The sequence below is a fragment of the uncultured Thiodictyon sp. genome (assembly GCF_903946935.1).
GTDB lineage: Bacteria > Pseudomonadota > Gammaproteobacteria > Chromatiales > Chromatiaceae > Thiodictyon.
The window spans coordinates 1-22974 of record NZ_CAJAXH010000058.1 but is presented as its reverse complement, the minus strand read 5'-3'; the positions used below and the strand labels follow the sequence as shown (position 1 = coordinate 22974).

Here is a 22974-nt window from a genome sequence, read left to right as displayed (position 1 = left end):
GGCAATTGCCCCAGCAGCCGCGCAGCGGTTTCAAGAGCGCAGTACCCCGGCCAGGGGTGGGGCGACGAAGCAACCGACCACGGTGAAGTGGCCGAAGCTGCTGCCGCCGGTGACGGGCACCCGCCCGGCCACGACCCAGGCATGGGCCTTGATGTCGGCCGGCTCAAGGGGGTTGCGCCTCATGCCGAAGTACAGGACATAGGGCAGGCCGTAGAGCCCCAGCAGGACACGGGCGGCGATGGCCTGGGGGAAGCAGTTGGAGTCCCAGGGAGTGTACTTGGCCGTCAGGCGCACCACGCAACCGATGAGTCGGGCACGGCCCTCCTGGGCGGGAGTGAGCAGCGGCACCCAGGGCGCGATCGCCGACCGGCGCCCCAAATGCGGGGCCAAACGGCGGAAAGAAACTATGAATATTAACGTCTTGCCGATGGCAAGGAGGAGCCACACCGGCAGCACCCAAGCCCGGATAAACACGGGTTGGTGCCGAAAGGTGCTTGCCTTATGGCGCAGGCGTGCGAACAGATAGGTCATAGAAGATGAAGCTGGCGACATCGGATGCTGTGGTAGCCTGCGCGGGATAGAACGCCGATGCCAAGCGCAAAACCGCGTGACTCCTGCCGGGTCTTGCGCAGTGTACTACCGATATCGCATTGACAGACTCAACATTGACGGCGAGTCGCTCACGCCGCCCAGACTCAAGCCTTGGGCCCCAGCACAACATGCACCCCGGCAGCTTGTAGGCCAGTCCCGCCGGGTTCTGACCATCGCCGCCAATTCCCCGACCCGACCTCATTCCCTGACATCAACCCATGAAAAACGCAGTCATCCTACTGAGTGGCGGCCTGGACTCCACCACCGTGCTGGCCATCGCCAAGGCCGAGGGCTTCACGCCCTACGCCCTGTCCTTCCGCTACGGCCAGCGCCATCTGGTGGAGCTTGAGTCCGCCCAGCGGGTCGCGCAGGCGCTCGGCGTGGCCGAGCACGTCATCGCCGACATCGATCTGCGCCGCTTCGGCGGCTCGGCGCTCACCGCGGACATCGCCGTGCCCAAGGGGCGCGACCCGGCGGCCATGGGCGCGGGCATCCCCATCACCTATGTCCCGGCGCGCAACACGGTGTTCCTTTCCCTCGCGCTCGCCTGGGCGGAGGTCCTGGGGTCCAGCGACCTCTTCATCGGGGTCAACGCGCTCGACTATTCCGGCTACCCCGACTGCCGGCCCGAGTACATCGCCGCCTACGAGCAGATGGCCAACCTGGCGACCGCCGCCGGGGTCGCGGGCCGCCAGCGCCTCAAGATTCACACGCCGCTGATTGCACTCACCAAGGCGCAGATCATCCAACGGGGCCTCGCGCTCGGCGTGGACTATGGGCTCACCAGCAGTTGTTATGACCCGGGGCCGGACGGCCGCCCCTGCGGCCAGTGCGATTCCTGCCAATTGCGGGCCAAGGGCTTCGCCGAGGCCGGCGTCGCGGACCCCCTGTCGGCCCGCTTTGGGAACGCCTGAAATGAATACACAGCTCATCCACGTCGCCGCCTCGCCCTTCGAGGCCGCCCGCCGGGTCGCCATCCTCCCCGCCGGACACCGTGCCCGACGCCTGCATGGGCACAGCTTCCTCGCCCGGGTACGGGCCGCGCTGCCGGCGGATTGGGCGCCCTTCCCGGGCGGGGAGACCGGCACACTCACCGCGGCACTCAGCACCTGTGTCGACGCACTCGACTACCGGGACCTCAACGAGCAACTGCCGGTCCCGACCGACGAGAATCTCGCCCGCTGGGTCCGCGCACACCTCAACGTGCCCGGGATCGCGACCGTGGGTGTCCAGAGCACCCGCGACCAGGGCGCAGACCTGGACGGCGCGGACCACTGCCACCTGTGGCGGCGCTTCCGCTTCGAGGCCGCCCACCAACTGCCGCACGTCCCCGCCGGCCACCAGTGCGGGCGCATGCACGGCCATGGGTTCGAGGTGATCCTACACGCCAATCAGGACCTGGCGGGCCTGGACATGGGCCTGGACTTTGACGACCTGGGTGCCGTCTGGGCACCGCTCCAGGCGCAGCTGCACTACAGTTGCTTAAACGACATCGCGGAGCTCGACAATCCCACCAGCGAACGGCTGGCACGCTGGATCTGGCAGCGACTCAAGCCCACCCTGCCGGCACTCTCCTGGGTCAGTGTCTACGAGACCGCGACCGCGGGCTGTCATTATGACGGCGCCCATTACCGCATCTGGAAGGAGCAGCGCTTCGAGGGCGCCCTGCGCCTCACCGCGGCCCCGGCGGGCGACCCGCGGCGGCGCCTGCACGGACACAGCTATCTGCTGCGCCTGCACCTCACCGCCCCGCTCGATGAGGTGCTCGGGTGGACCCTGGACTACGGCGACGTAAAGGCCCTGTTCAAGCCCGTCTACGACCGGCTCGACCATCATCGGCTCGACGACCTGCCGGGCCTGCGCGACGCCGATCCCGGGAGTCTGACCCACTGGATGCGCGAGACGATCGGCACTGCGCTGCCCGCACTCGATCGCATCGACCTGCACGAGACCCCCGGCTGCGGGGCGAGCCTGTGCTGGGGCGAGCTGGGACCGGCCCTGCCCGCATGAGCTACAGCGTCAAAGAGGTCTTCTACACCCTGCAGGGCGAGGGCGCGCGCACCGGACGCGCCGCCGTGTTCTGTCGGTTTGCGGGCTGCAACCTGTGGTCTGGCCGGCAGCAGGACCGGGCAGCGGCGGTCTGCACCTTCTGCGATACCGACTTCCGCGGGACCGACGGCCCCGGGGGCGGGCACTTCCCGGACGCCGTCGCACTCGCCGAGCGCATCCAGGCCGCCTGGCCGGCGGATGCCGCACCCGGCGGCACGCCCTATGTGGTTTGCACCGGCGGTGAGCCCCTGCTGCAATTGGACCCACCGCTCATCGCGGCACTACACGCGCGCGGCTTCGAGATCGCGGTTGAGACCAACGGCACCCAGCCGGCCCCGCCCGGCATCGACTGGGTCTGCGTCAGCCCGAAGGCGGCGGCACCCTTGCGGCGCCTGGCCGGCGATGAGCTCAAGCTGGTCTATCCGCAATCGGAGGCACCGCCGGAGCGTTTCACTGGGCTGGCCTTCCGGCACTTTTTTCTCCAGCCGATGGACGGCCCGCAGCTGGCGGCCAACACCGCGCTGGCCATCGCCTACTGCCAGGCGCATCCACGCTGGCGGCTGGGACTGCAAACGCACAAGCTGCTGGGCATTGCGTGACCGCCGCCGGGCCGCCTTACCCCGTCAAGTCGTCAAAACAGGTCCGCCAGGGTAAGGGACCGGGACGTGTTCAGGACCTCCAGCCGGACCTCGGCCACGCCCTTGCGGGTGAGTCCGATCTCGCAGGCCGCGGCGCGCGACAGGTCGATGACGCGCCCCCGGACGAAGGGACCGCGGTCGTTGATCTTCACCACCACACTGTCGCCGGAGCCCACATCGGTGACCCGCACCTGGGTGCCGAGGGGCAGTGTGCGATGGGCCGCGCTGAGGACGTTACGGTCATAGCGGGCACCGCTGGCGGTGCGCCGCCCGTTGAAACTATCGGCGTAGTAGGATGCCTTCCCGGCCTGGGAGGCGGCTGACTGTTCCTGAAAGAAACTTGCGTGTGCCTCGACTCCAGCGCCGAGGATGGATGCCGCCAGAGCGGACATGATCAGGGTTTTTTTCAACATTGCCAACCGTTTATCTGGACCGCCCTACCCCCTCCTGCCCGGGTAACGGGGGTGGGAAGTCGGCTAGTCGTTTGCGGATGGGCGGATACTAAGGGAAATCCCTAGTGATGAAAACCCCTAATGTGCGGAAAACCGCGCCGTCGACATGGACAGCGGACGCTATGACTCGTTTTGCACAACCGCTCATCGACGGGGCTGACGGCTCGCCGGGTGCGTAGTCAGGCCATCTTGGCCTGACACCGTCAGGGCTGGAAGCCCTGACTACGCACGCCGCTGGCCAGAATTATGATCGACGCCGCTGTGGGCGTTGAGCCACCAGTATCCCTTGGTCCTTCTAATACGACCTGGAGCGTTTTCAGCGGTCTTTGTGCGCGGTGAATGCCGGAAAAACCTTTCCGCTAGATTGACAACGCTGTGTTCGTGGCCTAATCTTTCTGATGCTGCACACGAAAAGCAGCTCAGGTAACCGATCGTGTGAGAATGGAAGCCAGCCCTTACTATTTAAGCACTTGGCAGATTCTGTCTAGAGCCCGCAACACGGACATCTGTTTTAAGAACAGATTCAGCGAGCTTAGACAGACCTCTTCCTAAACCACTTTATGCACGTAGATCTCTACATCAAGCAATATGATTGATAATCCTAAGCAAGTGACAACGTTAATGCAGAAATTGAAAGCGCATTTGCCCATTCCCGTAATGGCGACGGACGTGCTTATACGTACCCTGCGCACCAGTTCGATAAACATTTCACCCCATACTGGTATAGAAATTACCGACGTGATGTATATGGGTGATGAGGGTGGTATTTGTTGCACTCTAAAGATAATGGATCAAGCAAAAGTCGCTGTTGTGGTTTCACTAACCCATCTCCGCCTTCCAAACACTAACCCGCTCTCACCAGACGTTCGAGCTTACCAAATCTCACGAACAAAGAAATTGGCCAGAAATCGTTGAGAATCAATTTTTCTGAAAACATTTGATAACGAACTAACTGCATAGCGGCAGCAATGGCCCAAGGCTATTACCTAACGCCATTGCAACGGACAGTTCCCTCTTCGCAACCAACTGGCCTTCAGTCCACCAACGCCTTGAGCAGCGCGTCCCGCCCGTCCTGATAAAACTCGATGTCGAGCTTCGTGGCCATCTCGTCCGACAGGTCGAACAGCTGCCGGCGGCACGCGACCGGCAGGAGCAGCGACTTGGCGCCTTTCTCGACCGCCAACTCGGCCAGCGTCACCGCATTGTCAATCGGCTCGATGGAGCCGCCGAGCGTCACCTCGCCGACGACCACCAGTCCGCCGCGGACCGACTTCTTCAGCAGTGCGCTCGACAGCGCGATCAAGGCCGCCACGGCGGTCTTGGCGCCGGTCTTCGCGGCGTCGAAGCCACGCAGTTGCACCGAGAACTCATGGGCGCGCGGGTCCCGGTCGCCGACCAGCTGTTGCGAGCGGGCGTAAAGGTTCTGCTCGGCACACCGGATCGACTCCTTGAACGCCGGCGGCACCGGGTTGTTCAACACCCGCACCCCGCTGCCCGGCCCTTCGGTCACCTCCAGCCGGAAGATGCCCGGATGCTCGTCCTGCCCGCCGGGGCTCAGGGTCCAGATCTGACCGCACTCCAGGGGCTCATCGCCGATCCCACCCGGGCTTTGCAGCTCCGGCGTCGACACGAACTTCTCGACACCCTCGGCGCCCATCGTGTAGCTGAAGTGTGTGTTGCGGAACTCGGCGGCGCCAATGCGCTTCTGCTGTTCTTTGACGCGGCGGCGCACCTCCAGGGCGAGGCGCACCGCCCACTCCAGGTCCTCATCGCTGACCGGCGTGCCGGCATCCGGTTGCAGCAACTTGAGCAGGCCGCTGACCGTCTTGTTGACGCCATTGATGTCGCGGCCGGACAGGGCACCGCCCCAGAACACGCGCCCCTGCAGCACCGACACGCGACTGCGGTTGCGCAGTTGGGTGAAACACTCCGACAGGAAATCGCTCACCAGACCGAAGTGCTCGGTAAAGAGGCCCGGGTTCAGCTTGGGCAGGTCCCAGCCCGGCAAGAAACAGTGGATGCGGTCCATGAAGGCGGTGTCGTTGCGCATCTCGGGCGGCAGCGGACCGAACAGGTGGCCGATGCGTTGCTGGTGCTCCACGTCCACCTCGAAGTTACCCACCATGACCACCGAACCGTCAGCGCGGATGCTCTCCTTGCCGCGCGAGAACTCGCCACTCTCCATGTAGCCCTTCATGATGTTGACCCCGTCCTTCTGGTCGAAGGAGACGCCCGACACCTCGTCGAAGCAGACCACGTCGTACTGACACACCAGGCCGCGTTGGCCGGTGGAGTTGTTGACGAACATGCGGGCCACTGTCGCCTTGCCGCCCGAAATCAGGTGGGCATAGGGTGATACCTGCTGGAACAGGTGCGACTTGCCGGTGCCGCGCGGGCCGAGCTCGACCATGTTGTAGTTGCGCTCCACGAACGGCACCATGCGCAGCAGCAGGGCATCTTTGGCCCGCTCGGACAGGGTGCCCGGCTCGAAACCGACGCTGCGCAGTAACAGGTCGCGCCATTCTGATGTGGAAAAGCCCTGTCGTCCCTTAGCCAGCAGGTCCAAAACCTCGCGCTTGGACAACTGGATGGCGCGAAGAGCGTCGACGCCAAAGGGCCGCCCGCCCTTTTCCTGCGCGATCGAGGCGTCATAACTTAGCGTAATCTCGGCGTAGAAGCCGCCCGTCAGCATCCGTTCGTTGTCCGTGACCATTTCCGGCGTCAGCCGGACATCCGTCAGCCGCAGGCTGGGCAAGGTCGCGACATAGGAGTCGGTCTTCGCGTCCAGACGTGCCGTGACGATGTCGATGATTTTGACCGACCCCGACTCGCGTGCACGCGCCTTGAACAGTTCTTCCTCCCCCGCCTTCACCGTGCGGGAGCCGAGTTGCCGCTGGACGATGTCCAACCCCTCTTGAATCTCCGCCTCGTCGATGGTCGCGCAATAGCGACCGAGCAGGAACTCCACGACATAGGTAGGGACCGGGAACTGCCGGCTGAAGGTGCGGACCAGGTCTTTGCGCACGACATAGCCCTCGAAGGCGGTCGCCGCTTTCCTGTCCAGGTCGTCGAGTTGCATTGCGGATGTCCCCTTCTCGTTCGTCGTTGCGGCCAGCCGAGCTCACCGCGCGCGTAGTCAGGCCATCTTGGCCTGACATCCTCAGGGCTGGAAGCCCTGACTACGCAAGCTGGCCGGGATGACGATCGAGGCGCCGCGTCTACGACCCGCCGACCGTGGTCGCCACCTTCTGCACGACCTCACCACCAGGGCTCAGCACGACCACCACGGCCGCCGAGCCCTCCTGATCGTCGTCGGCAACCGCCAGATTGGCCTTGCCACCGTCCAAGCCTTTCCGGCTAGCCACCAGCGACGTGGATGCCAGCGCCGCCTTGGTTCGGATGTCAACCGTGAGCCCTTCGGCCATGGTCTCCACCTCTACCAGACAGCGCAGTCCCTTCCAGGTCACGGCGCGAATGTCGACTTTCACATCAGCCGCCGCGGCACGCTCGACCTCCAGCGACAGCACGGGCACCAGGCACTCCTGAAGGCTCAAGCCCCCATGGGCATAGTCGATCCCAGCGATGAAACAGGATACGCCAGGCGCGTACGCCACCTGCACCGCGTCGCACCAGCTCCAGCCAAAGGTGAGCGGCGTGCCGTGTGCGTTGTCCTTGAGGACGGCGCAGCGCCCCCATTTCGTCTCGGTCTCGTGCGTGGCCAGCTCGGACTTGGGCAGACCGCCAGGCATCAGGAGCCAGCCGTGATCGGTCACGATGCGCAGGTGCTTCCACCCCGCCTGCTGGAGCTCGCAGATGCGCTCCAGCACCTGGGCCAGTTGGGCGTCGAGGTCGCGGGCAAGCCGCACCCCATGGGCATGGCCATAGTGATCGAGATCGCCGGCCTCGGTCCAGGCCCGGCCCGACGGGTCGCCGGTCTCGTGCGTGTCCAGGGGTTGGATGCCGCTGTCGGCCAGCAGCTTGCGGAAGTGGTGTCCGGAGAGTGGCTTGCCGTCGGCGGCGACCCGCGGCTCGAACCCCTGGTCGGTCGGGTCCCCGGACACCAGGTGCGCAACCGGAGAGCACCAGGCCTTACCGGACGCCGTCACCGACGGCAGGCTGGTCCAGCACGCCGCCAACTCCACCTTGCCGGTGACGGCCAGGCGCTCCTTGAGCGCGACCGCCACGTCGTAACGCAGACCGTCCACAAAGACCGTGCAGACCCCAGCCGCCGGGACGTTCGTACAGTCCGGCGCCTTGCCGGCAGCGCTGAGCCCGCCGGACGCCATCAGGGCAGTCTGCAGCCGCCTGGCAGACTCCTCGATCCAGGGCAGATAGACGGCGCGCAGTGCCGCAGAGACCGCATCGAGATCCGTCTTGGTCTGGACGGCCCCCAGCACCCGGAGCGCCGCGGCATCCACCTGCCACCCGCTGTCCTGGTAGCTCTGGGCCAACTGATCGGGCACCGAACCGGCCGGCAGTTGCGCGCTGCGCGACGCCACCTCGGCCAGGTGCCCCAGGGCCACCCCGAGCGGCGACAGGCCCATGCGCGTCCACAACCAGTCGCGGCGCAGCCCGTGGCCCTGCTCGGCCGCCAGAATGGCCGCGCGCGCCTGGTCAGCGGTCATGGCACCGCAGGCCGCCAGCGCGTAGCGCAGGGCCTCCTCCTTCTGCTCGTTCACCTGGGGATAGCCTGCCAGCTTTGATGCGGCGTCGAACAAATCCTGCTGCGGCGGCGGCGCAACCTTCAGAAGTAGCGCGTAGACCTTGGAGAAGCTCGCGAACGAATCGCGGTAGAGCTCCGCGACGGCCGACCACTTGCCGTCCCCCCGGGCCAGCCGCTCGGCGGCTGCCAAAGGGCCGTCGCTCACCGGATGGAAGCCGAAGTCCGCCTTGCACCGCTTGAGGAACACGTCCCAGCGGGTGCTTCCCCACAGCGCCTGTGCCGCATCGGGATCGTCCATCCATACCAGGAGATCCCGCGTGGGATTCGGTGCCAGCAGGCTGTGCAACCACTCGGCGTTGATCTGGCGCCCCTTCAGCTCTTGCACCGACCGGTCCAACAGGACGCCAGCGGCCAGGGCCTGGCCGAGCGCCTCCTGCGTGGCCTTGTCCTGCGCCACGTCCAGACCCAGGCCGCCGTTCCTGGAGGTCAGGAAGGCATTGATCGTCCAGTCCTTACCATTGAGCTGACTCCAGAACACACCGCGATACTGCAATTCTGCCAGCGGCTGGAGGTCGCGCGGGCAGCTTTCGATGGCGCGCAGGTCCGCACGGCTGATTCCCGGCAGATAGATGACGCAAAGGTGGCCATCGGGCACCAGCTCCGGCAGTTGCCCACCAACCGCGCACTTGAGCCAGATGGCCGGCCCCTGTGCCTGCTCAGGGTTGAACGTGCCCAGTTGCAGCAGACCGGGCAGGTCCTGGCGCAGCGCCGGGAACACCGGCCGCCAAACCGACTCCGCATCTGTCCAAAGAATCGCGGCCGGCCTGGCCAGAACGGAACTGTTGACCTTGGCGCTGGCTGCGAGGCTGTGCAGCAGCGCTTGCTTGAGCGTGCTCATGGTGCCCCCTTGCCCTTGAGCCGCGCGGCCCTGCGCTCAGCCCGTTCGGCGTGCGCCATCGCTGCCGCGGCCACCGCCGCGCAGTAGGCGGGCAAGTAGCCATGCGCATCCGGGCTGGTGACTGCCTGTGCGATTCGGCGAGCCATTGCAGCGGAAACAGGCTTGCCCTGCTTGGGGTACAGCCAACCGCGTATCGTTGCCCGGCGGTCATCGACCAGTATCTTGTGATTCAGGTTCAACACCTTGACCGTTGCCTCCCCTGCCGAAGAAGTAGCAACGACTGCTCCGTCATCGAATGTGAAATGCTGCTCGGCGTTGGGGCGTAGCGGCGAGACGAAGGGCTGGTTTGCGGGGTCATAGTTCTTCTTCGCATGCGCCCCGTATTCGCAAGCCGCCTTGGACTGACTGGGTGGAAAGCACGCCAGCATGTTCTGGTAGTCGATGCTTTCAGCTGCAATGCCGCGCGCCTGCGGCAACAGATGCTCGACATGGCACGACGCCGCGGTGTCTGCGCCCGTTGCCGTACATTCGGCTGCCGTGCGCAGTCGCCTCATCGTGTAGGCGCACAGGTGGAACTGCTCGGCAAGCAGCGCCTGGCGCACCGCTTCGCGCGGAAAGCCCCCACCCTCATAATTGAGGTTCTGTGGCGTTGCCGCGTTATCGGCCTTCCACTGGATAAGCGCTCCCGGCACTGGACCCTTGGCGATCGACCTCATGCCTCATTGCCCTCTGCCAACTCCAGGCTCTGAATGGCACTCTGGGCCTCCAGCACCTCCGGGATATCACCGACCTGGGACCTCAGTCGCTCCAGTTTTACGTGGGCCTCGTCAAGGCGGTCCTCGTCGATGAGGCCTCGCAGATCGTCGAGTGCGGTTTCAACGGACGCGTTGCGGGCGCGCCCCTCCATCAGTTCCTCCAGTACTTCGCCACTGCTCAAACCCAAGGCCCGCTCGGCATGACCCAACAAAGCGCCGTCCTTCAGCAGCATGACCGAAGTGGCCTTGAGTTCGCCCACGACCTGCGGGGAATGCGTGGAGATGATGAATTGGCAGTGCGGGAACGTACGCTCCAGCTTTCCGACTACCTCGCGTTGCCAGCGTGGGTGCAAGTGCAGATCGATTTCGTCAATGAGCACCACGCCCCCGCCCTTATTAGGATTCGCCAGACTCGGGTTGAGTACGCTCAGGCGCCGGGCCAAGTCACCCACCAGCGCCAGCATGTTGCGCTCACCATCCGAGAGTTGCAGCACGTTGAACTCGTCGCCTCCCTTGGTGACGGTCATGCGCAAAAGCGGTTTTCGGCGAACTCGCAGGTTTTCAAACCCGGTGAATGCAGTAATTGCAGTGCGGGCTGCCTGTAGTCCGGGCTCACGATGCTCGGGGTCTTCCGTACGCCGTTCGTTTTCAGCGTCCTCGAAATTCCGGAACCAGATGAAGAATCGCTTGAAGTCTGCACCACCGTGATCCAATGCATCCTGGTAGACTTCATAGGGGTTAATCCGTAGCTGTTCCCTGACGCGCATAGGGATTTCAAGCACGGTACGGTTCACGTCGTAATACACCGCCAGCGGTAGGTTGTCGGATTCGACATGATCCCAAAGGTCCACCACTTTTCTTGCTGCCTCATTCAAGGCATCCAGATCACTCTTGCGAAGCGGATCGGCATATTGCCCCCCCTTGCGATTCTTCGCGATCGCCCACTGCACCTCTCCCCCAGGCAAATGAACCGTCATCGAGATCCGCGCGAAATCGGCGCCGTGCCGAATATCGTCCAGGGCGATCTGCCGCGCCTTTTGAGGACTGCCATTGATCCGCCAGATGAGTTGGGACAAGGCGATGGCCAAGGCGTCCAGTACGGCGGACTTGCCCACCCCATTGATGCCCACGAAGGCGGTGGTTTGCTCAGTGAAGTCGACCCTGAGCTCCGCGATACCACGGAAATTGATCAGGTGCAGGGACAGGACTTTCATGATGATGCTCCGCGGGTGGCGGCTTTCTCGGCCAGCGTCAGATGATGGTCATTGATGCGCTCGCCCTTGAATACTGCGTACCAGGGGGCGCTCGCGACATCCTTGCCGCGGTCCTTGTCCCAACCGATATTGAGTTTGGGCTTCTTGTTGTGGCGCAGGACCCCGGCGGTCATGAAGGGGCGGATGTTCATGCGCACACCGTCGTTGAGATCCGGGTTCCAGCCGCTGGGCTGCTCACTGAGCGGCTTCCAGCGCACGAAGATGTCGTAGCCAACCTTGCCATCAAACTCGCCTTCCAGGATGAGTTCGAGGCGGCGCTTCAGGTCTTGGGCAGCGGCCAGGCGGGTTTGGGCACCGTCCACGGCGTCGCGCACGCCGGCCTCCTGCTGGCGAATCCAGTCGCCCAGGTAGGTGTGGATAAGGCGCTCCAGGTTCCGGGCATTGAGACGGTGGTAGTTCACCAGGGCGCCGAAGCCGTCCTTGAGTCCGTCCCAGACATGCCAAATGAAGGGACGGTGCTGGAAGCGCCTGGCGTGTTGCGCGAAGAACTTGTCGCGCAGCCAGACCTCCAGGTCCTTGCCGGCGCAATCGCTGTCCGCCAGCAGCTTGGCCAGGATGCTGGGCCTCCAACTGCCGGGCTCGACGGTCTCCCAGGCGGCGATGAGCAGGGCCAGCAGGCGGTCGTGGGCGGGCGGCTCACCGCGCACGCAGGACAGGCAGACGATGCCGTCGTCATCCACATGACCGGCCAGGGCTTCGCAGCGGGTGATCCAGGCGCGGGCCTCGTCGGAGAGTTCCATTTCGGCGTCGGTCTCGGCCGGCCAGCGGTAGCCCAGAAGGCGGGCGGCGGCGACTTGCAGCGGGTCGGTGGCGGGCTGGGGGTGGCCGTGGAAGAGCCACTGGGTGGGGTCGTCGGAATAGGGTTTGGGTAGGCCGTGGGGATATATCTTCTGCGCGGCAGACTTCCAGCGGTCAAGGTCAAAGGGGACCTTTATGAGTGTCTTATTCGTAACCTTGACTGCGGCATCAATCGCTTTTACTGCCACCCGATACTCAGGGCTGCTCAGAAACGTGAAGATGGCGGCAATGTTCTCTGGAGAGTCCGGAACGATCGCAGCTCCGTTCTCGTCAAAGTGCTGGCCTTCATACAAGGTTGCAGCAAGACTACGCATCTGAGACAGAAAGACTCCCTTTCGACCCCAAGCCCTGCCACCCTTCACATAGCACGATGGTTGCTGCACCATGTCTCCGGTGCCACCTTCCCAGCGCAAGATTTGCGAGCGCCCCCCGTGGAGGCAGGATTCTTCTGGCGTTCCTTGGAAGTTCACCCAATCGGCATCCTTACCAGGGACCTCCCAGAATTCATGAATAAATCTATTCAGGTCCCCGGTAGACATTCCTTTGAAGGAGTCGGCGTGTTTGCTGAGCAGTTCCGCCGTAATCTCTACGAATGCGATGCGGCTATCTGGATTGGCGCGCAGACCAGCTTGAAGTAAGCGCTGGGGTGGACCTTGGCTTCTGAGCAATTCGGCCTTTTCTTCAATTGACTTTCTTAGCAGGGTATCAATTCCTGATGCCATTTGCGCGGAAGATGGCTTACGCTTTGAAATCAATGTCAGTGTGGCAAGCGGCCCCCTATCCCCGAAGTGCTGCCAAGCTTCTTCGCCGAGCGCCACAAGCAACTCAATGCTCACCAGTTCTAACAAAGTTACTCTGAATTTTTGGTAGCCGCCGAGGAACCACCAGTTTTGGGGACTGACAACTGCTAGGCTTCCATTGGCAACACATAGCTCAATGCCACGCTCCAGGAACACAGTGGCCAAGTCTGTCTTGGACTCTGGGTAGTGGGTATCGCAGTAGGCCTTCAGTGCTTCGTGCTGCTTGCCCCGTGCCAGGTAAGGCACGTTGGTAATGACCAAGTGATACCGCGCATCCAGCAGCCGAGCCGCATCCAGCAGACCGCGCGCAGTCAAAGCCAAGTCCCAGGCGTCGTCGTTCAACTCCTGCCCCGTCCCCCACCGCGTGGTCGGCGTCTCGGCCGCCAAGGCAAGCTCCAGCAGGCCCTTCAGATCGTCGAAACTGGACTTGAACAGGTCGTCCTTCAGGCTGCGAGCCGGGTCCAGCAGGCTACCCAGCAGCGGAGCCTGCGCAAAGCCGGCGTGCAGCAGGCGCAGCTCCTGGCGCAGCAGTGCGGCGTTGGGTTGCGAATCGGGGACCAGCGCCTCCCAGTCCTTGGCGCTGGCCGCCACCTTCAGTCCGCAGCAGGCGATGTTGGGCGCCGGCATGTCGGCCCGCACGCCCAGCGGGTCGCCGTGCTCGTCCGGGAAGCGCCAGGCCGCCAACGCCAAGGCAAAGACCGCGATCTCGACACAGCGGGCGTCGAGTTCCAGGCCGTGCAGGTTGTCGGCCAGCACCGCGTCCACCGCGTCGCGCGCGTTCAAGCCCTCGGCCGCCATGCGCATGGGCACCAGCAGCAGGAAGGCGGCGACCAGGAAATGACCCGAGCCGCAGCAGGGGTCCAACAGCTTGAATGCCTTCAGGGTGTCGGGCCAGCCTTCGAAGGCGCCGGCGGCGGGGGTCCAGCACCGGGGCTGCTGCGTAGTCAGGCCATCCTGGCCTGACGATTCGGTTCCCGCTGCTTGCGGATTGTCAGGGCTGGAAGCCCTGACTACGCCGGCGTAGGCGCAGGCGCTCGCGGTGTTCTGCGTCGTCAGGCCATCCTGGCCTGACAATTCCGTTCTCGCCGCTTGGGGGTCGTCAGGGCTGGAAGCCCTGACTACATAGGCGCAGGCGCCCTGCGTAGTCAGGCCATCCTGGCCTGACGATTGGGTTCCCGCTGCTGGGGGATCGTCAGGGCTGGAAGCCCTGACTACGCAATCGGCGGTCCAGCGCCATGGCCAGTTGGGGATATTGGCCTTGTCCGGATTGTGCCAGACGTAGCGAACCTGGTATTCGTATTCCTTATGCGTGCGGATGATGTGGTTGTAGGCATCGGCCTGCCAGAGGGCACCGCTGAGCCCGAGGCGGCGGTTGATCGCATTCGCGGTAAAAGACTTCCAACTGTGGATGATCTTCGACAGGGGGTTGTCGCCCAAGGGTTCGACTATAACGTGGACGTGGTTTGGCATGACGCACCAGGCGTGCAGCCGATAGCGGTCGCCATCGAAATACTTAAGCGCGTTGGCGACGATCTCGGCGATTGCGGGTTGGCGCAGATGGGAGGCGCCGTAGCCGGAATCGAGCCAGGTGTCGATCTCTTTGAACCTGCGGTAACGGGCTTCTTGCTGAGCCTGGTCGGTCTGCTGGCCGGGTTCTTCGCGGGACAGGGGCGCGGCCCACTGGTCAAGCTTGGATTGGGGAATAGCGTCGGCGAGGCGGCAGACGATATGGTAGACGGCGCCGTTGCAGGTCCAGTGGGGCAGGTGCTCGCCGTGGCCGATGGCGAGGGTCTGTTCGTCCATCCTTATCGTAGTCAGGCCATCCTGGCCTGACGAGTCGGTTCCCGCCGCGTGGGAATCGTCAGGGCTGGAAGCCCTGACTACGTAATCGCAATCGCAAGCGGGGGCGCGGACGAAGCGGAGGTATTCCAGGGGTACGCCGGGGATCGCTACCTTGCGGCGCAACGCGTCCTCGGTCTCGGCGTCGCACAGGTCATCCGGGCTCAGGCGACGGGCAGCCCACCAGGCCCCCAGCGAGTTGTGGAGCAGGAAGTCCACCATGTAGGACTCAGTGAAGAGCTGGGTGACGGCGGGCAACTCGTCCGCGCCGATCTTCACCTCGGAGGCGTTGACTTCGTCTTTGCGCTTGGCCTGCCAGAACTGATAGACCCAGCCCAGGCTGTCGCTGGCCTGGAAGACCTCAGCAGTCAGGTCGGCCAGCAGCCGCTCCAACGCGCGCTGATGCTCCGGCGCGAAGGTCAACTCGAACGCCGGGCTGTGCGGCTTGAACACCTGGGGCAACATGCGCGCGGCGAGCCGGCCGGCCAGTTCCCATTGGCTTTTGGCACCCAGGGCCAGCTCGGGGTGGTGGTCCACCATGTCCCGGCAGTCGTCCAGCGACACCGGTGCGCCGGGCTCCCAGAGCAGCAGGCCGTTCTCGGCGAGGAAGCGGGCGAACAACATCCGGTGCCAGTGCTCGTAGGCCGCCTCCCAGACCAGGCGCCGGACCTCCTGGGTGTCGTCCTGCTGCTTGACGTCGCCGAGCGCGCGGCCATGGGCACGCAGGCGGCGGCGCAGCGCCTTGAGGTCGGCGGTCAGGTAGTCGGGCGCCTTGGCCTCGCCGACGGCGAGCTGCGCCAAGGCGGCGCGGGCGGCCTGTTCGGCCAGGTCGCGGGCGGACTTGACGGTGCTTTCCAGTTGGGTGCGCAGTGGTTTGGGGAGGGGACTGCTCATGGCTCGCTCACCCAATTTTCCACGGTCAGGCCCGGATAGCCGACGAAATCCGCTTCATTGTTGGTAACCAGTGTCAGGCCGAGGCTGAGGGCATGGGCGGCAATCAGACGGTCCATCACATCACGCCGACGATCCTTGACGGCGGCAGCCAATACACCGTAGTGCTCTGCCGCCAAGGCGGGGTAATCGAGAACAGGGACACGCGCAACCAGCCGCCTCAAGGCGCGGGCAGCGCTGTCCCGATCCTCGTCGGCATAGCGCTCGACGCCATGCCAAAGCTCGGCATAGCTGATGACCGACATCACAGCATCACCCAGAGGCAAGGGCGACAGGCGCGCCAGGACCTGCGGCGGATGCCGATCAATCAGGTGGATGCAGATGTTGGTGTCAAGCAGGTAGCGCATGTGTGGGTCTACTCGGCGTCGGGCTGCTTGCCGGAAAAGGCCGACCAGTCACGCTCCTTCTGCTCATGGAATTCGCGGCCCTCGGCCATGAAGTCCCGCGGAAACGCCGCCAGAATTGCCGTAAGATCGCCGATCGTTTCCTGCACGACAGGCCGCACCACCAAGGTGTTGCCAATGCGTTCGATCTCGACCTCCTGCACGGACTCGGCAAAGGCCAGCTCTTTGGGAATGCGTACGGCAAGCGAGTTGCCGCTCTTGAAGATCCGGGTCACCATGAAAGTCTCCGAACGAACCGACGAAGTATATACAGGATATACCAGGAAGGATTACAAAGCCACGGGGCCAGTTTTGAGCTTCTCGCTCAGCAAGGCTTCCACCTCTGCCAGCCAGTCCTGCAACTCGGCCTCGTCGTTCAAGGTGCGCCGCGGGATGGTCACATGCACCACGTTCGGCTTGAGCAACTGCACCGCTGCATGGCGGACGGCATCGAAGCGGCTCGGCAAGGCCTGGGTCTTGGCGACCCAGTGGTCGAGATCGCAGTCGTCCAGCGCGTCCTGAAGCTGCTCCGGCGTGCCCAGCGCGACCGCGGCCAGCGGTGTGAGGTGATGCTTGGTGATCAGGTCGGAGCGCTGCGCGTCGCTGAACCGGTTCCAGTCGGCATCCGCGGCCAGTTGTGCCTGGAGTTCCTGGAAGGCTGACCGGTAGGCGTCCAGCTTGGCATTGAGTGCCTGGCGCAGCAGGTCGACCACCCGGTCGAGCAACGGACGCACCGGGTCTGGCTCAGCCAGCAGACTGCGCTGCGCCTCGATGGCGTCGGCCTCGGCCTTTAGCCCGGCGTAAGGCCCCAGCGTCTTGGCGTGGCGCAGCAGGTCACCCAGCTTGTGCCAGGTCGGCAGGCGCTTGGCGATGTCGTCGGCGGTCTTAACCCACTGCTTCGACAGACCTGCGAACTCGTCGCAGCGGTTGTAAAGCTCCAGCAGCAGGGCGTTACCGGACTGCCCCTCCACGGCCTCGACGGTGTCGAGTTTGGGCGTCCCCGGCGCTGGCGCCACTCCCCCGGACTTGCCGGCCTGCTCGCGCAGTCTGACCAGCAGCACGGGCACCTTGGCTTGCTCCTCCTTGGGCTGGCAGGGTACGCCGACGGCGCTGAACAACTGCCGAATCTTGATCAACTGTGGCGGCGAGATGTTGATCGACTCGCGCTGGAAGCTGGCCTGGGTGAGTTTGGCGCGATCCAGCCCCTTGGCGTCGGCCGGCTTGCCGGTCGCGTCTGTGGCCTTGAGGTGGCCGGCGGCCAGCAGCGCATACAGGGCACCGTCAATGGCGTCGCGCGGCCACCCGTAGGGCGCGCCATCGAAGTGGTCGCGGACCTCGGCGCCTTTCTTACCGGGGCCAATATAGGCGAGCAACCGCTGGCAGACGGGGTGCTTGTCGGCCTCCTGGGTATGGCTCACGGCCTTGAGCGCTTCGCGGTTGCCCTTGCGGGCCTCATCGAGCACCTTACTCCACTGGTCGTGGTCCGCCGCATCGAACTGGCCGAACAGCCGAATGGCGGAGGCCTTCCCCGCACGGCTAATGCGCTCCGCCAGGTCGTTTCCGTCCGTGGCCTCCTGGCCGCCCGCCTGGAACACGCGCACATCGGTAAAGAGTCTGTCCAGCAGGTCGACCAGGTCCTTCTCGGCCGTGCGGCTGCGGCTCTCCATCGAGCGCCGCGCATCCTCACCCTCTCCGGTGGTGGGGGTGCCCTTCTTCTGCAAGGTGGTCCGCGCCGCCTCCAACGCGACGATGGCGTTGGCGAGCTCCGTCTTGTTCTGTGCCGGCAGGAAGACAAACAGCGTCGGGTTGTCGGTGCTCTTGGACTTCGCCTCGGCGATGACTGATTTCTCGTCGGACTGCCAGCCATCCTGAATCCACAGGTACAGGGCACGGTCGTTGTCCTTGGGCAGGGTCTCGTCGTAGGTCGGGTGCAGCCTGCGCTCGACGTTGTCCTTACCCTGGACGACCCGGACCTTCTTCAGCACCTCGCCGAAGCGCCCTTTCAGCAGGTCAGAACGCTTCTGCTCCACGCGCTGCGGAGCGGCCTTGAGTTCGGCCTCCTGGGCACGGAATTCGTCATACCAGGCGCTGGACTCGCGGGTCTGCAGGCGGTACTCGGTGCCACTACCGCCAGCCAAGGCCATGATCAGGCGGTCCTTGTTCTGCAACTCGTTGAGCAGCGAGGGCAGTTGCTTGCGCAGCTCGTTGGAGCCGGCGGTGAGATCCGTCACCAGCAGGTCGGCCAGAACCTCTTCGGTGGCCTTGAGGCCGATGTCCACGGCGGCATCGGCGGGCAGCTTATTGATCAGGTACACAAGCTTGAGCAGTCTTGCTTTCAGCGACGCATCGGCATCGCCCGCGGCAAAGCGCTGGACGTTGTCGAACACCTCTTTCGGCAACTGGGCGGTCGAGACCAGGTTGGCGGCGATCTGGTCGTACAGGAAGTCGCCCGCGACGACGTGACCCAGCGGGGCGTCGGCGGTGGCCAGTACGGCCTCATGCACCACGCGCAGCTGGCTGCGCAGTTGCGACACCGTGCCGGTGGTGTCGATGGTGCGCAACACGCGCTCCCAGAAGCGCCGACGCACCGGCAGCAGCGGGTAGTCACAGGTCATCCAATTTTCGTCCGCCGTGACGTGCTCAAGCTTGGTGCCGTGCAGATGGCGGGAGATCTCGCCCAGGTTGGCGCGCCAGACCTGTTCGATCTGCGGCTGCGCGGTCGGCTTCTTGGCGAGGATGATCTGGCGCGTGACGTTCTCCACATCCCAGTCACCGAGCATGATCGGTACCGGGAAGCGCCCCATCAGCCGCTGTAGGTTGGGCATGCCCGACAGGGCGGATTGCCCCGTGCCGACAAACAACAGCTTGCCCTTGAAGTGCTTGCACAGGGTTTCGGTCAGCTCCTGCACCTGGAAGGCACGCTCGGCATCGGAGCCGATGTATTGCTGCACCTCATCGAGCACGACCAGGGTGAGCGGGAACTTGCCGTCACTCGCCAGTGCCGACTCGATCGCGGTGACCATCTGCTCGCTGCTGATGTCGGTGACCTGCGGGAACTGCGCCTTCACCAGACTGCGAGCCTCCTGCTCGGTGTGGGCCAGATCAGGACGGGCCTTGAGCAGCGCCTTGGCCAGGTCGCCCGACACGTACATGTCCATCAGTTCCTGACCGAGCGTGCATCCTACCTGTTTGAGCTCGGCCTCGACCGCCTCCAGCAGTCCTTCGCGCTTGAGCCACAGCACGAGCTGGGCCTGGTTGTATTGCTCCGGCAACCCCTTGGACTTAAAAACGATTCCGAGCAACGCCAGACGCACCCGGTCGCCGGCGCCCGCCCCCAGCTTGCCGGCCGCCGCGTGCAGACCGCCATGGCGCCGGCCTTGCGTCGAGACCTCTTTGAGGTGCTCGAACACCCCAGTCGGGAGCTTGGCGATGCTGCGCGCCGCCGCGCCGTCGGCGAAGCTGTAGTCCGTCCAAAGGGTACGCAGCATCTTCGCCAGGTGAGACTTGCCACTGCCATAGAAACCGCTGATCCAGACACCGGGCTGCTCGGTCTTCGAGTCCAGGTTGAGCAGGAACTTGTCGAGGATGGTCTCCAGACCTTTCTCGTACTGCCCGTCGCAGACAAAGGTTTCGAGCTCGTAACGCAGGACGGCGGCAGCAGCCTCGGAGTAGTCCTCCGATACCTCTGCCACACCGTTATTGGCTAGACGATTTTCCTTTGGTGGCGTGCTGTAGATGTCGCGATTTAGCATGTACGTCCCGGTTTCTCGTGGTATGTGACGTCCGATCAGTCCTTGGCGAACAATGGCACGGCGAGGTAGTTCCAGCCGTCCCGCGCGTCGAGCAGGCGGTAGCTGTGGTGTTCAGGGTGGTGTTCACCCGGGAAGAAGACCAACAGCCGCCCGGTGACCGACTCCTTGATGCCCTCGACGACGCTCGAAACACGCGCGAGACCGAACAGTGTGCCGACACCTAGCAGTGCGACCACGGTGTCGGGGCCGCTCTGTGCCTCGATTCTGGTCTTGAGCCTGGCGACAAGGTCGGCAACGAATCCGGTCAGCTCGCCGCTCGGATACCCGGCCAAGTCCTCTGGGCTCTCGAAATAGGCATCGCGGTATTTCTGCCCCATCATCCATTCGGGAAAGGCGTTCGTCAGGTCGATGAGGAGCCACTGTTTGCCGGCTTGCTGCGTGGCAAGCGCAAACTCATCCACGTTGGCCCGCAGGCGCAGCTCGTCGGTCTTGTCGTAGACCGCGAAGACGACGCGCTGGATCGCGGCCAGCCCCATCTGCCATGGCACAGTGAGGTGCGCGCGGTAGGCTGCGGTGAGTTTCTGAACCCTAGACGACATGCGCGGCCTCCTGTCTGATGTGTTCTTCCTCGGGGGTCAGATAGTCGGGGAACCTGACTTCCTGGACTCCCCCGGCGTTCATGAATACAAGCAGCCCGCGGTGTGCTGCTGCGTTGGTCAGCGCTGCCAGCTCAGCGGGTGTGCCACCGAGCAATGCCATCCATTGCGAGGAGAACAGCCGCTGACCTGAGCGGCCCTCCAGATGACCAAGGAAAAGACTCAGTGTGACCACCTCAGGGCGCACGTCGGGTAGCGACCTGGTCTTGCGCCGGTGTCCATTCAGGAAGCCCGCGGCAGTCCATGTGCCTGCCAAGTTGCGGGAAAATGACTTCAACGAGGCGCTGCTGAAGCGGTCGGGGAAGGCTTCGGCCACGAATGTTTCCACGTCCTGCGGGGACACCAATGATCCGACGGGTCTGGACAGAACGAAACCCTCGGAAGTCCGCAGTAGCGGGTCTCGGGCCAGGGCGACCGTCAAGGCAAGCAGAGGCTGGGCCGCTGCATCCAAAGGCCAAAGACGCCGAAGCGCCCGAAACAGGGGGTTGGCAGCGTCGAGGCCGTAGAGTGTGGTGAGATGCCTCAGGGACAACTCGCGCGCCTTCCTCGTGGATTTGCCCAGAAGATTGTCGGTGACGATCGCGCAGCCATAGTCCTGCCGCGACGACGACGCTGGTGTGCGCGCCAGTAGATGGCGCAGGTCGTCCAACATCATCGTGCGTGCGGCATGCGGTCCGTTGATGCCGAAACGAAAGCCGAGTCGCGTCAGGAGCACTTGTCGTCGGTCTGTCACAGCGGCTTCATGCTTTCAAGCTTGTGGTCCTAAAAATCTTTCACCACCTTGAGTTAGAGAGGTCGAGGACTACGTCGCGCCGCGCAGTGTCGCAGACGCTATCGCGGGTCTTGGATGCCCGGGCGAGTGATTTCATGGGCTCGGTTGTTGTGGTTACGATGGTCGGGGCCCGTTGTAGCACACGGGGAAACAGTAGGGCTACAACTGAATCAGCCACTCCGCTGCTCCCTGTCACGGATGGGTGCAGTCTAGGCACCGAGGGCTGGCCGCTCAACACCTTCGGAAACCGCCTGTACCAGGGATTTTGAACTAAAATCTGACCCAACACCTCGCCCGAAAACCGTGTTTGCCTCGAACGGTACCCGTGCCCGGGGCCTGAAGAAAGGATTCGCGATTGAGGTCGACGATCGCGAACGGTTCTGCAGCCTTCAGATATCGACCGGTTTTTCCATCGCTGCGCTATGGCTTCGAGTCGATCCCGGTGGTCCAGCGTCCTGCTCAATCGACCGGAGCCGACAGCGACGTGTCTACCGCTATCGTCGATTCCATGCTCTGGCAAACAGTGACCATCACCGTGATCCATTTTATCAAAAATCGCTCGCGCATGATCACCGAACGTGGCAACGCACTGACCCGGGAGGACGAGTGGCGCACGCCTTCGAGATTCAGCGCCGACGACAAAATAGCGCTCTTTCGACGCCTGTTCCGGGGGCGCACCGATGTCTATCCAGTCCGCTGGGAAAGCCCGTCAACCGGAAAGGCCGGTTACGTCCCCGCCTGTGCGAATGAGTGGCGCGCCGGCATCTGCGACAAACGACGCATCAAGTGCTCCGATTGCGGCAACCGTCTACTGATTCCGCTGTCCGACGCCGTCATCTACGACCATCTGGCAGGCAAGTACACGGTGGGCGTCTATCCGCTGCTGACCAATGGCACCTGTCATTTCCTCGCCGTCGATTTCGATGAGGCCGAATGGCGACAAGATGCTCTATTCTTTGTCCAGTCTGGTCACGAATTGGGTGTGCCGGTCGCGCTGGAAATCTCACGCTCCGGCAAGGATGCACACGCATGGGTGTTCTTTGCCGGTACCGTCTCCGCCCGGGATGCACCGCGACTGGGCACCGCCATCATCAGTCACACCTGCGCCCGTACCCGGCAACTCACGCTGACCTCTGACGACCGATTGTTCCCCAACCAGGACACGATGCCCAAGGGTGGCTTAGGCAACCTGATCGCGTTGCCCCTGCAGAAACAACCGCGAGAGAACGGCTGGAGTGTGTTCGTCGATGAAGATTTCCGCCCCCATCCTGACCAGTGGGCGTTTCTGGACTTTGAAAAAACGCAGCTGCCGCAACCGCTGGCCAACCGATTGATTCGTCTTGCTGCCTTTCAGAATCCCGAGCTTTACAAAGCGCAGGCGATGCGCTTCGCCGTGTGGGATAAGCCGCGCGTGATTGGTTGCGCTGAGAGCTATCCGAACCACATCGCACTGCCACGCGGTTGTCTGGACGCCGCGCAAGCCCTGCTACAGGATAACAATATACATTGCGATCTACACGATGAGCGATTCGGGGGTGAGGCAATTGACGTGGCGTTCGCTGGGGAACGGTTCACTAAGAAGTTACTCATGTTAGCTCCGGCGATCTATGTATAGCGGCGGCCACTCAGTTGAAAAACCGAGGTCTTCCTGCGATCATGGGCGTCGGATCTTTGGACACCGGTCGCTACCATGAACGAGTTTG

Annotated in this window: 16 protein-coding genes; 4 read left to right on the top strand and 12 right to left on the bottom strand. The window is 63.8% G+C overall.

The window, feature by feature from the left end:
• Positions 1-30 precede the first annotated feature (30 nt).
• Positions 31-531 carry a lasso peptide biosynthesis B2 protein gene (locus QZX93_RS05525; protein WP_295391614.1) on the bottom strand — a complete coding sequence of 167 codons (501 nt, stop codon included), beginning with the start codon at positions 529-531 and terminating at the stop codon, positions 31-33.
• Between the two features lie 278 nt (positions 532-809).
• Here QZX93_RS05525 and queC point away from each other — a divergent pair, with 278 nt between their 5' ends.
• From queC to queE, 3 genes are read left to right on the top strand one after another with little or no spacing between them, the layout of a single operon-like run.
• Positions 810-1505, top strand: coding sequence for a 7-cyano-7-deazaguanine synthase QueC (queC, locus tag QZX93_RS05520; protein ID WP_295391612.1), 696 nt, complete (start codon positions 810-812; stop codon positions 1503-1505).
• A 1-nt stretch (position 1506) separates the two neighbouring features.
• The gene (locus QZX93_RS05515; protein WP_295391610.1) at positions 1507-2601 is read left to right on the top strand and encodes a 6-carboxytetrahydropterin synthase; all 1095 of its coding nucleotides are present in this window, start codon (positions 1507-1509) and stop codon (positions 2599-2601) included.
• Entirely contained in the window at positions 2598-3239 is a 642-nt protein-coding gene (queE, locus tag QZX93_RS05510; RefSeq protein ID WP_295391608.1) for a 7-carboxy-7-deazaguanine synthase, read from the top strand. The genes QZX93_RS05515 and queE overlap by 4 nt, the downstream gene beginning before the upstream one ends.
• A gap of 32 nt (positions 3240-3271) precedes the next feature.
• On the opposite strand, the gene QZX93_RS05505 is transcribed toward queE, so the two are convergent.
• The 11 genes from QZX93_RS05505 to QZX93_RS05455 form a co-directional block, all read right to left on the bottom strand.
• Positions 3272-3691 (bottom strand): septal ring lytic transglycosylase RlpA family protein, encoded by a 420-nt coding sequence (locus QZX93_RS05505; RefSeq protein ID WP_295391606.1) that lies wholly within the window; start codon positions 3689-3691, stop codon positions 3272-3274.
• Between the two features lie 1072 nt (positions 3692-4763).
• Positions 4764-6809 carry a protease Lon-related BREX system protein BrxL gene (gene brxL / locus QZX93_RS05500; protein WP_295391604.1) on the bottom strand — a complete coding sequence of 682 codons (2046 nt, stop codon included), beginning with the start codon at positions 6807-6809 and terminating at the stop codon, positions 4764-4766.
• A gap of 139 nt (positions 6810-6948) precedes the next feature.
• A complete protein-coding gene (gene pglZ / locus QZX93_RS05495; RefSeq protein WP_295391602.1) occupies positions 6949-9291 on the bottom strand; it encodes a BREX-1 system phosphatase PglZ type B in 2343 nt (780 codons plus the stop codon).
• On the bottom strand, positions 9288-10007 hold the full coding sequence (locus QZX93_RS05490) for a hypothetical protein (RefSeq protein ID WP_295391601.1): 720 nt from the start codon (positions 10005-10007) through the stop codon (positions 9288-9290). The genes pglZ and QZX93_RS05490 overlap by 4 nt, the downstream gene beginning before the upstream one ends.
• A complete protein-coding gene (locus QZX93_RS05485) occupies positions 10004-11260 on the bottom strand; it encodes an AAA family ATPase (protein WP_295391599.1) in 1257 nt (418 codons plus the stop codon). The genes QZX93_RS05490 and QZX93_RS05485 overlap by 4 nt, the downstream gene beginning before the upstream one ends.
• On the bottom strand, positions 11257-15651 hold the full coding sequence (locus QZX93_RS05480) for a DNA methyltransferase (protein WP_295391597.1): 4395 nt from the start codon (positions 15649-15651) through the stop codon (positions 11257-11259). Before QZX93_RS05480 ends, QZX93_RS05485 begins: the two co-directional genes overlap by 4 nt.
• Positions 15648-16055 carry a type II toxin-antitoxin system VapC family toxin gene (locus QZX93_RS05475; RefSeq protein WP_295391596.1) on the bottom strand — a complete coding sequence of 136 codons (408 nt, stop codon included), beginning with the start codon at positions 16053-16055 and terminating at the stop codon, positions 15648-15650. Before QZX93_RS05475 ends, QZX93_RS05480 begins: the two co-directional genes overlap by 4 nt.
• Before the next feature lie 8 nt (positions 16056-16063).
• A complete protein-coding gene (vapB, locus tag QZX93_RS05470) occupies positions 16064-16330 on the bottom strand; it encodes a type II toxin-antitoxin system VapB family antitoxin (RefSeq protein WP_295391594.1) in 267 nt (88 codons plus the stop codon).
• Positions 16331-16381: 51 nt separating this feature from the next.
• Positions 16382-19843 (bottom strand): BREX system P-loop protein BrxC, encoded by a 3462-nt coding sequence (brxC, locus tag QZX93_RS05465; RefSeq protein WP_295391592.1) that lies wholly within the window; start codon positions 19841-19843, stop codon positions 16382-16384.
• Between the two features lie 35 nt (positions 19844-19878).
• On the bottom strand, positions 19879-20442 hold the full coding sequence (locus tag QZX93_RS05460) for a BREX protein BrxB domain-containing protein (protein ID WP_295391590.1): 564 nt from the start codon (positions 20440-20442) through the stop codon (positions 19879-19881).
• Positions 20432-21214 (bottom strand): hypothetical protein, encoded by a 783-nt coding sequence (locus tag QZX93_RS05455; RefSeq protein WP_295391588.1) that lies wholly within the window; start codon positions 21212-21214, stop codon positions 20432-20434. The genes QZX93_RS05460 and QZX93_RS05455 overlap by 11 nt, the downstream gene beginning before the upstream one ends.
• Before the next feature lie 412 nt (positions 21215-21626).
• Here QZX93_RS05455 and QZX93_RS05450 point away from each other — a divergent pair, with 412 nt between their 5' ends.
• Positions 21627-22886: a DNA primase small subunit domain-containing protein gene (locus QZX93_RS05450; protein ID WP_295391587.1), complete on the top strand. Its 1260-nt coding sequence runs from the start codon at positions 21627-21629 to the stop codon at positions 22884-22886.
• Positions 22887-22974: the final 88 nt, after the last annotated feature.

Excerpts from the sequence above, each read along its gene's own strand:
- brxC (WP_295391592.1), bottom strand. The coding sequence starts at position 19,843 with ATGCTAAATCGCGACATCTACAGCACGCCACCAAAGGAAAATCGTCTA.
- queC (WP_295391612.1), top strand. The coding sequence starts at position 810 with ATGAAAAACGCAGTCATCCTACTGAGTGGCGGCCTGGACTCCACCACC.
- QZX93_RS05485 (WP_295391599.1), bottom strand. The coding sequence starts at position 11,260 with ATGAAAGTCCTGTCCCTGCACCTGATCAATTTCCGTGGTATCGCGGAG.
- QZX93_RS05515 (WP_295391610.1), top strand. The coding sequence starts at position 1,507 with ATGAATACACAGCTCATCCACGTCGCCGCCTCGCCCTTCGAGGCCGCC.
- vapB (WP_295391594.1), bottom strand. The coding sequence starts at position 16,330 with ATGGTGACCCGGATCTTCAAGAGCGGCAACTCGCTTGCCGTACGCATT.
- QZX93_RS05480 (WP_295391597.1), bottom strand. The coding sequence starts at position 15,651 with ATGAGCAGTCCCCTCCCCAAACCACTGCGCACCCAACTGGAAAGCACC.
- QZX93_RS05505 (WP_295391606.1), bottom strand. The coding sequence starts at position 3,691 with ATGTTGAAAAAAACCCTGATCATGTCCGCTCTGGCGGCATCCATCCTC.
- queE (WP_295391608.1), top strand. The coding sequence starts at position 2,598 with ATGAGCTACAGCGTCAAAGAGGTCTTCTACACCCTGCAGGGCGAGGGC.
- QZX93_RS05460 (WP_295391590.1), bottom strand. The coding sequence starts at position 20,442 with ATGTCGTCTAGGGTTCAGAAACTCACCGCAGCCTACCGCGCGCACCTC.
- QZX93_RS05490 (WP_295391601.1), bottom strand. The coding sequence starts at position 10,007 with ATGAGGTCGATCGCCAAGGGTCCAGTGCCGGGAGCGCTTATCCAGTGG.
- QZX93_RS05525 (WP_295391614.1), bottom strand. The coding sequence starts at position 531 with ATGACCTATCTGTTCGCACGCCTGCGCCATAAGGCAAGCACCTTTCGG.
- pglZ (WP_295391602.1), bottom strand. The coding sequence starts at position 9,291 with ATGAGCACGCTCAAGCAAGCGCTGCTGCACAGCCTCGCAGCCAGCGCC.
- QZX93_RS05475 (WP_295391596.1), bottom strand. The coding sequence starts at position 16,055 with ATGCGCTACCTGCTTGACACCAACATCTGCATCCACCTGATTGATCGG.
- brxL (WP_295391604.1), bottom strand. The coding sequence starts at position 6,809 with ATGCAACTCGACGACCTGGACAGGAAAGCGGCGACCGCCTTCGAGGGC.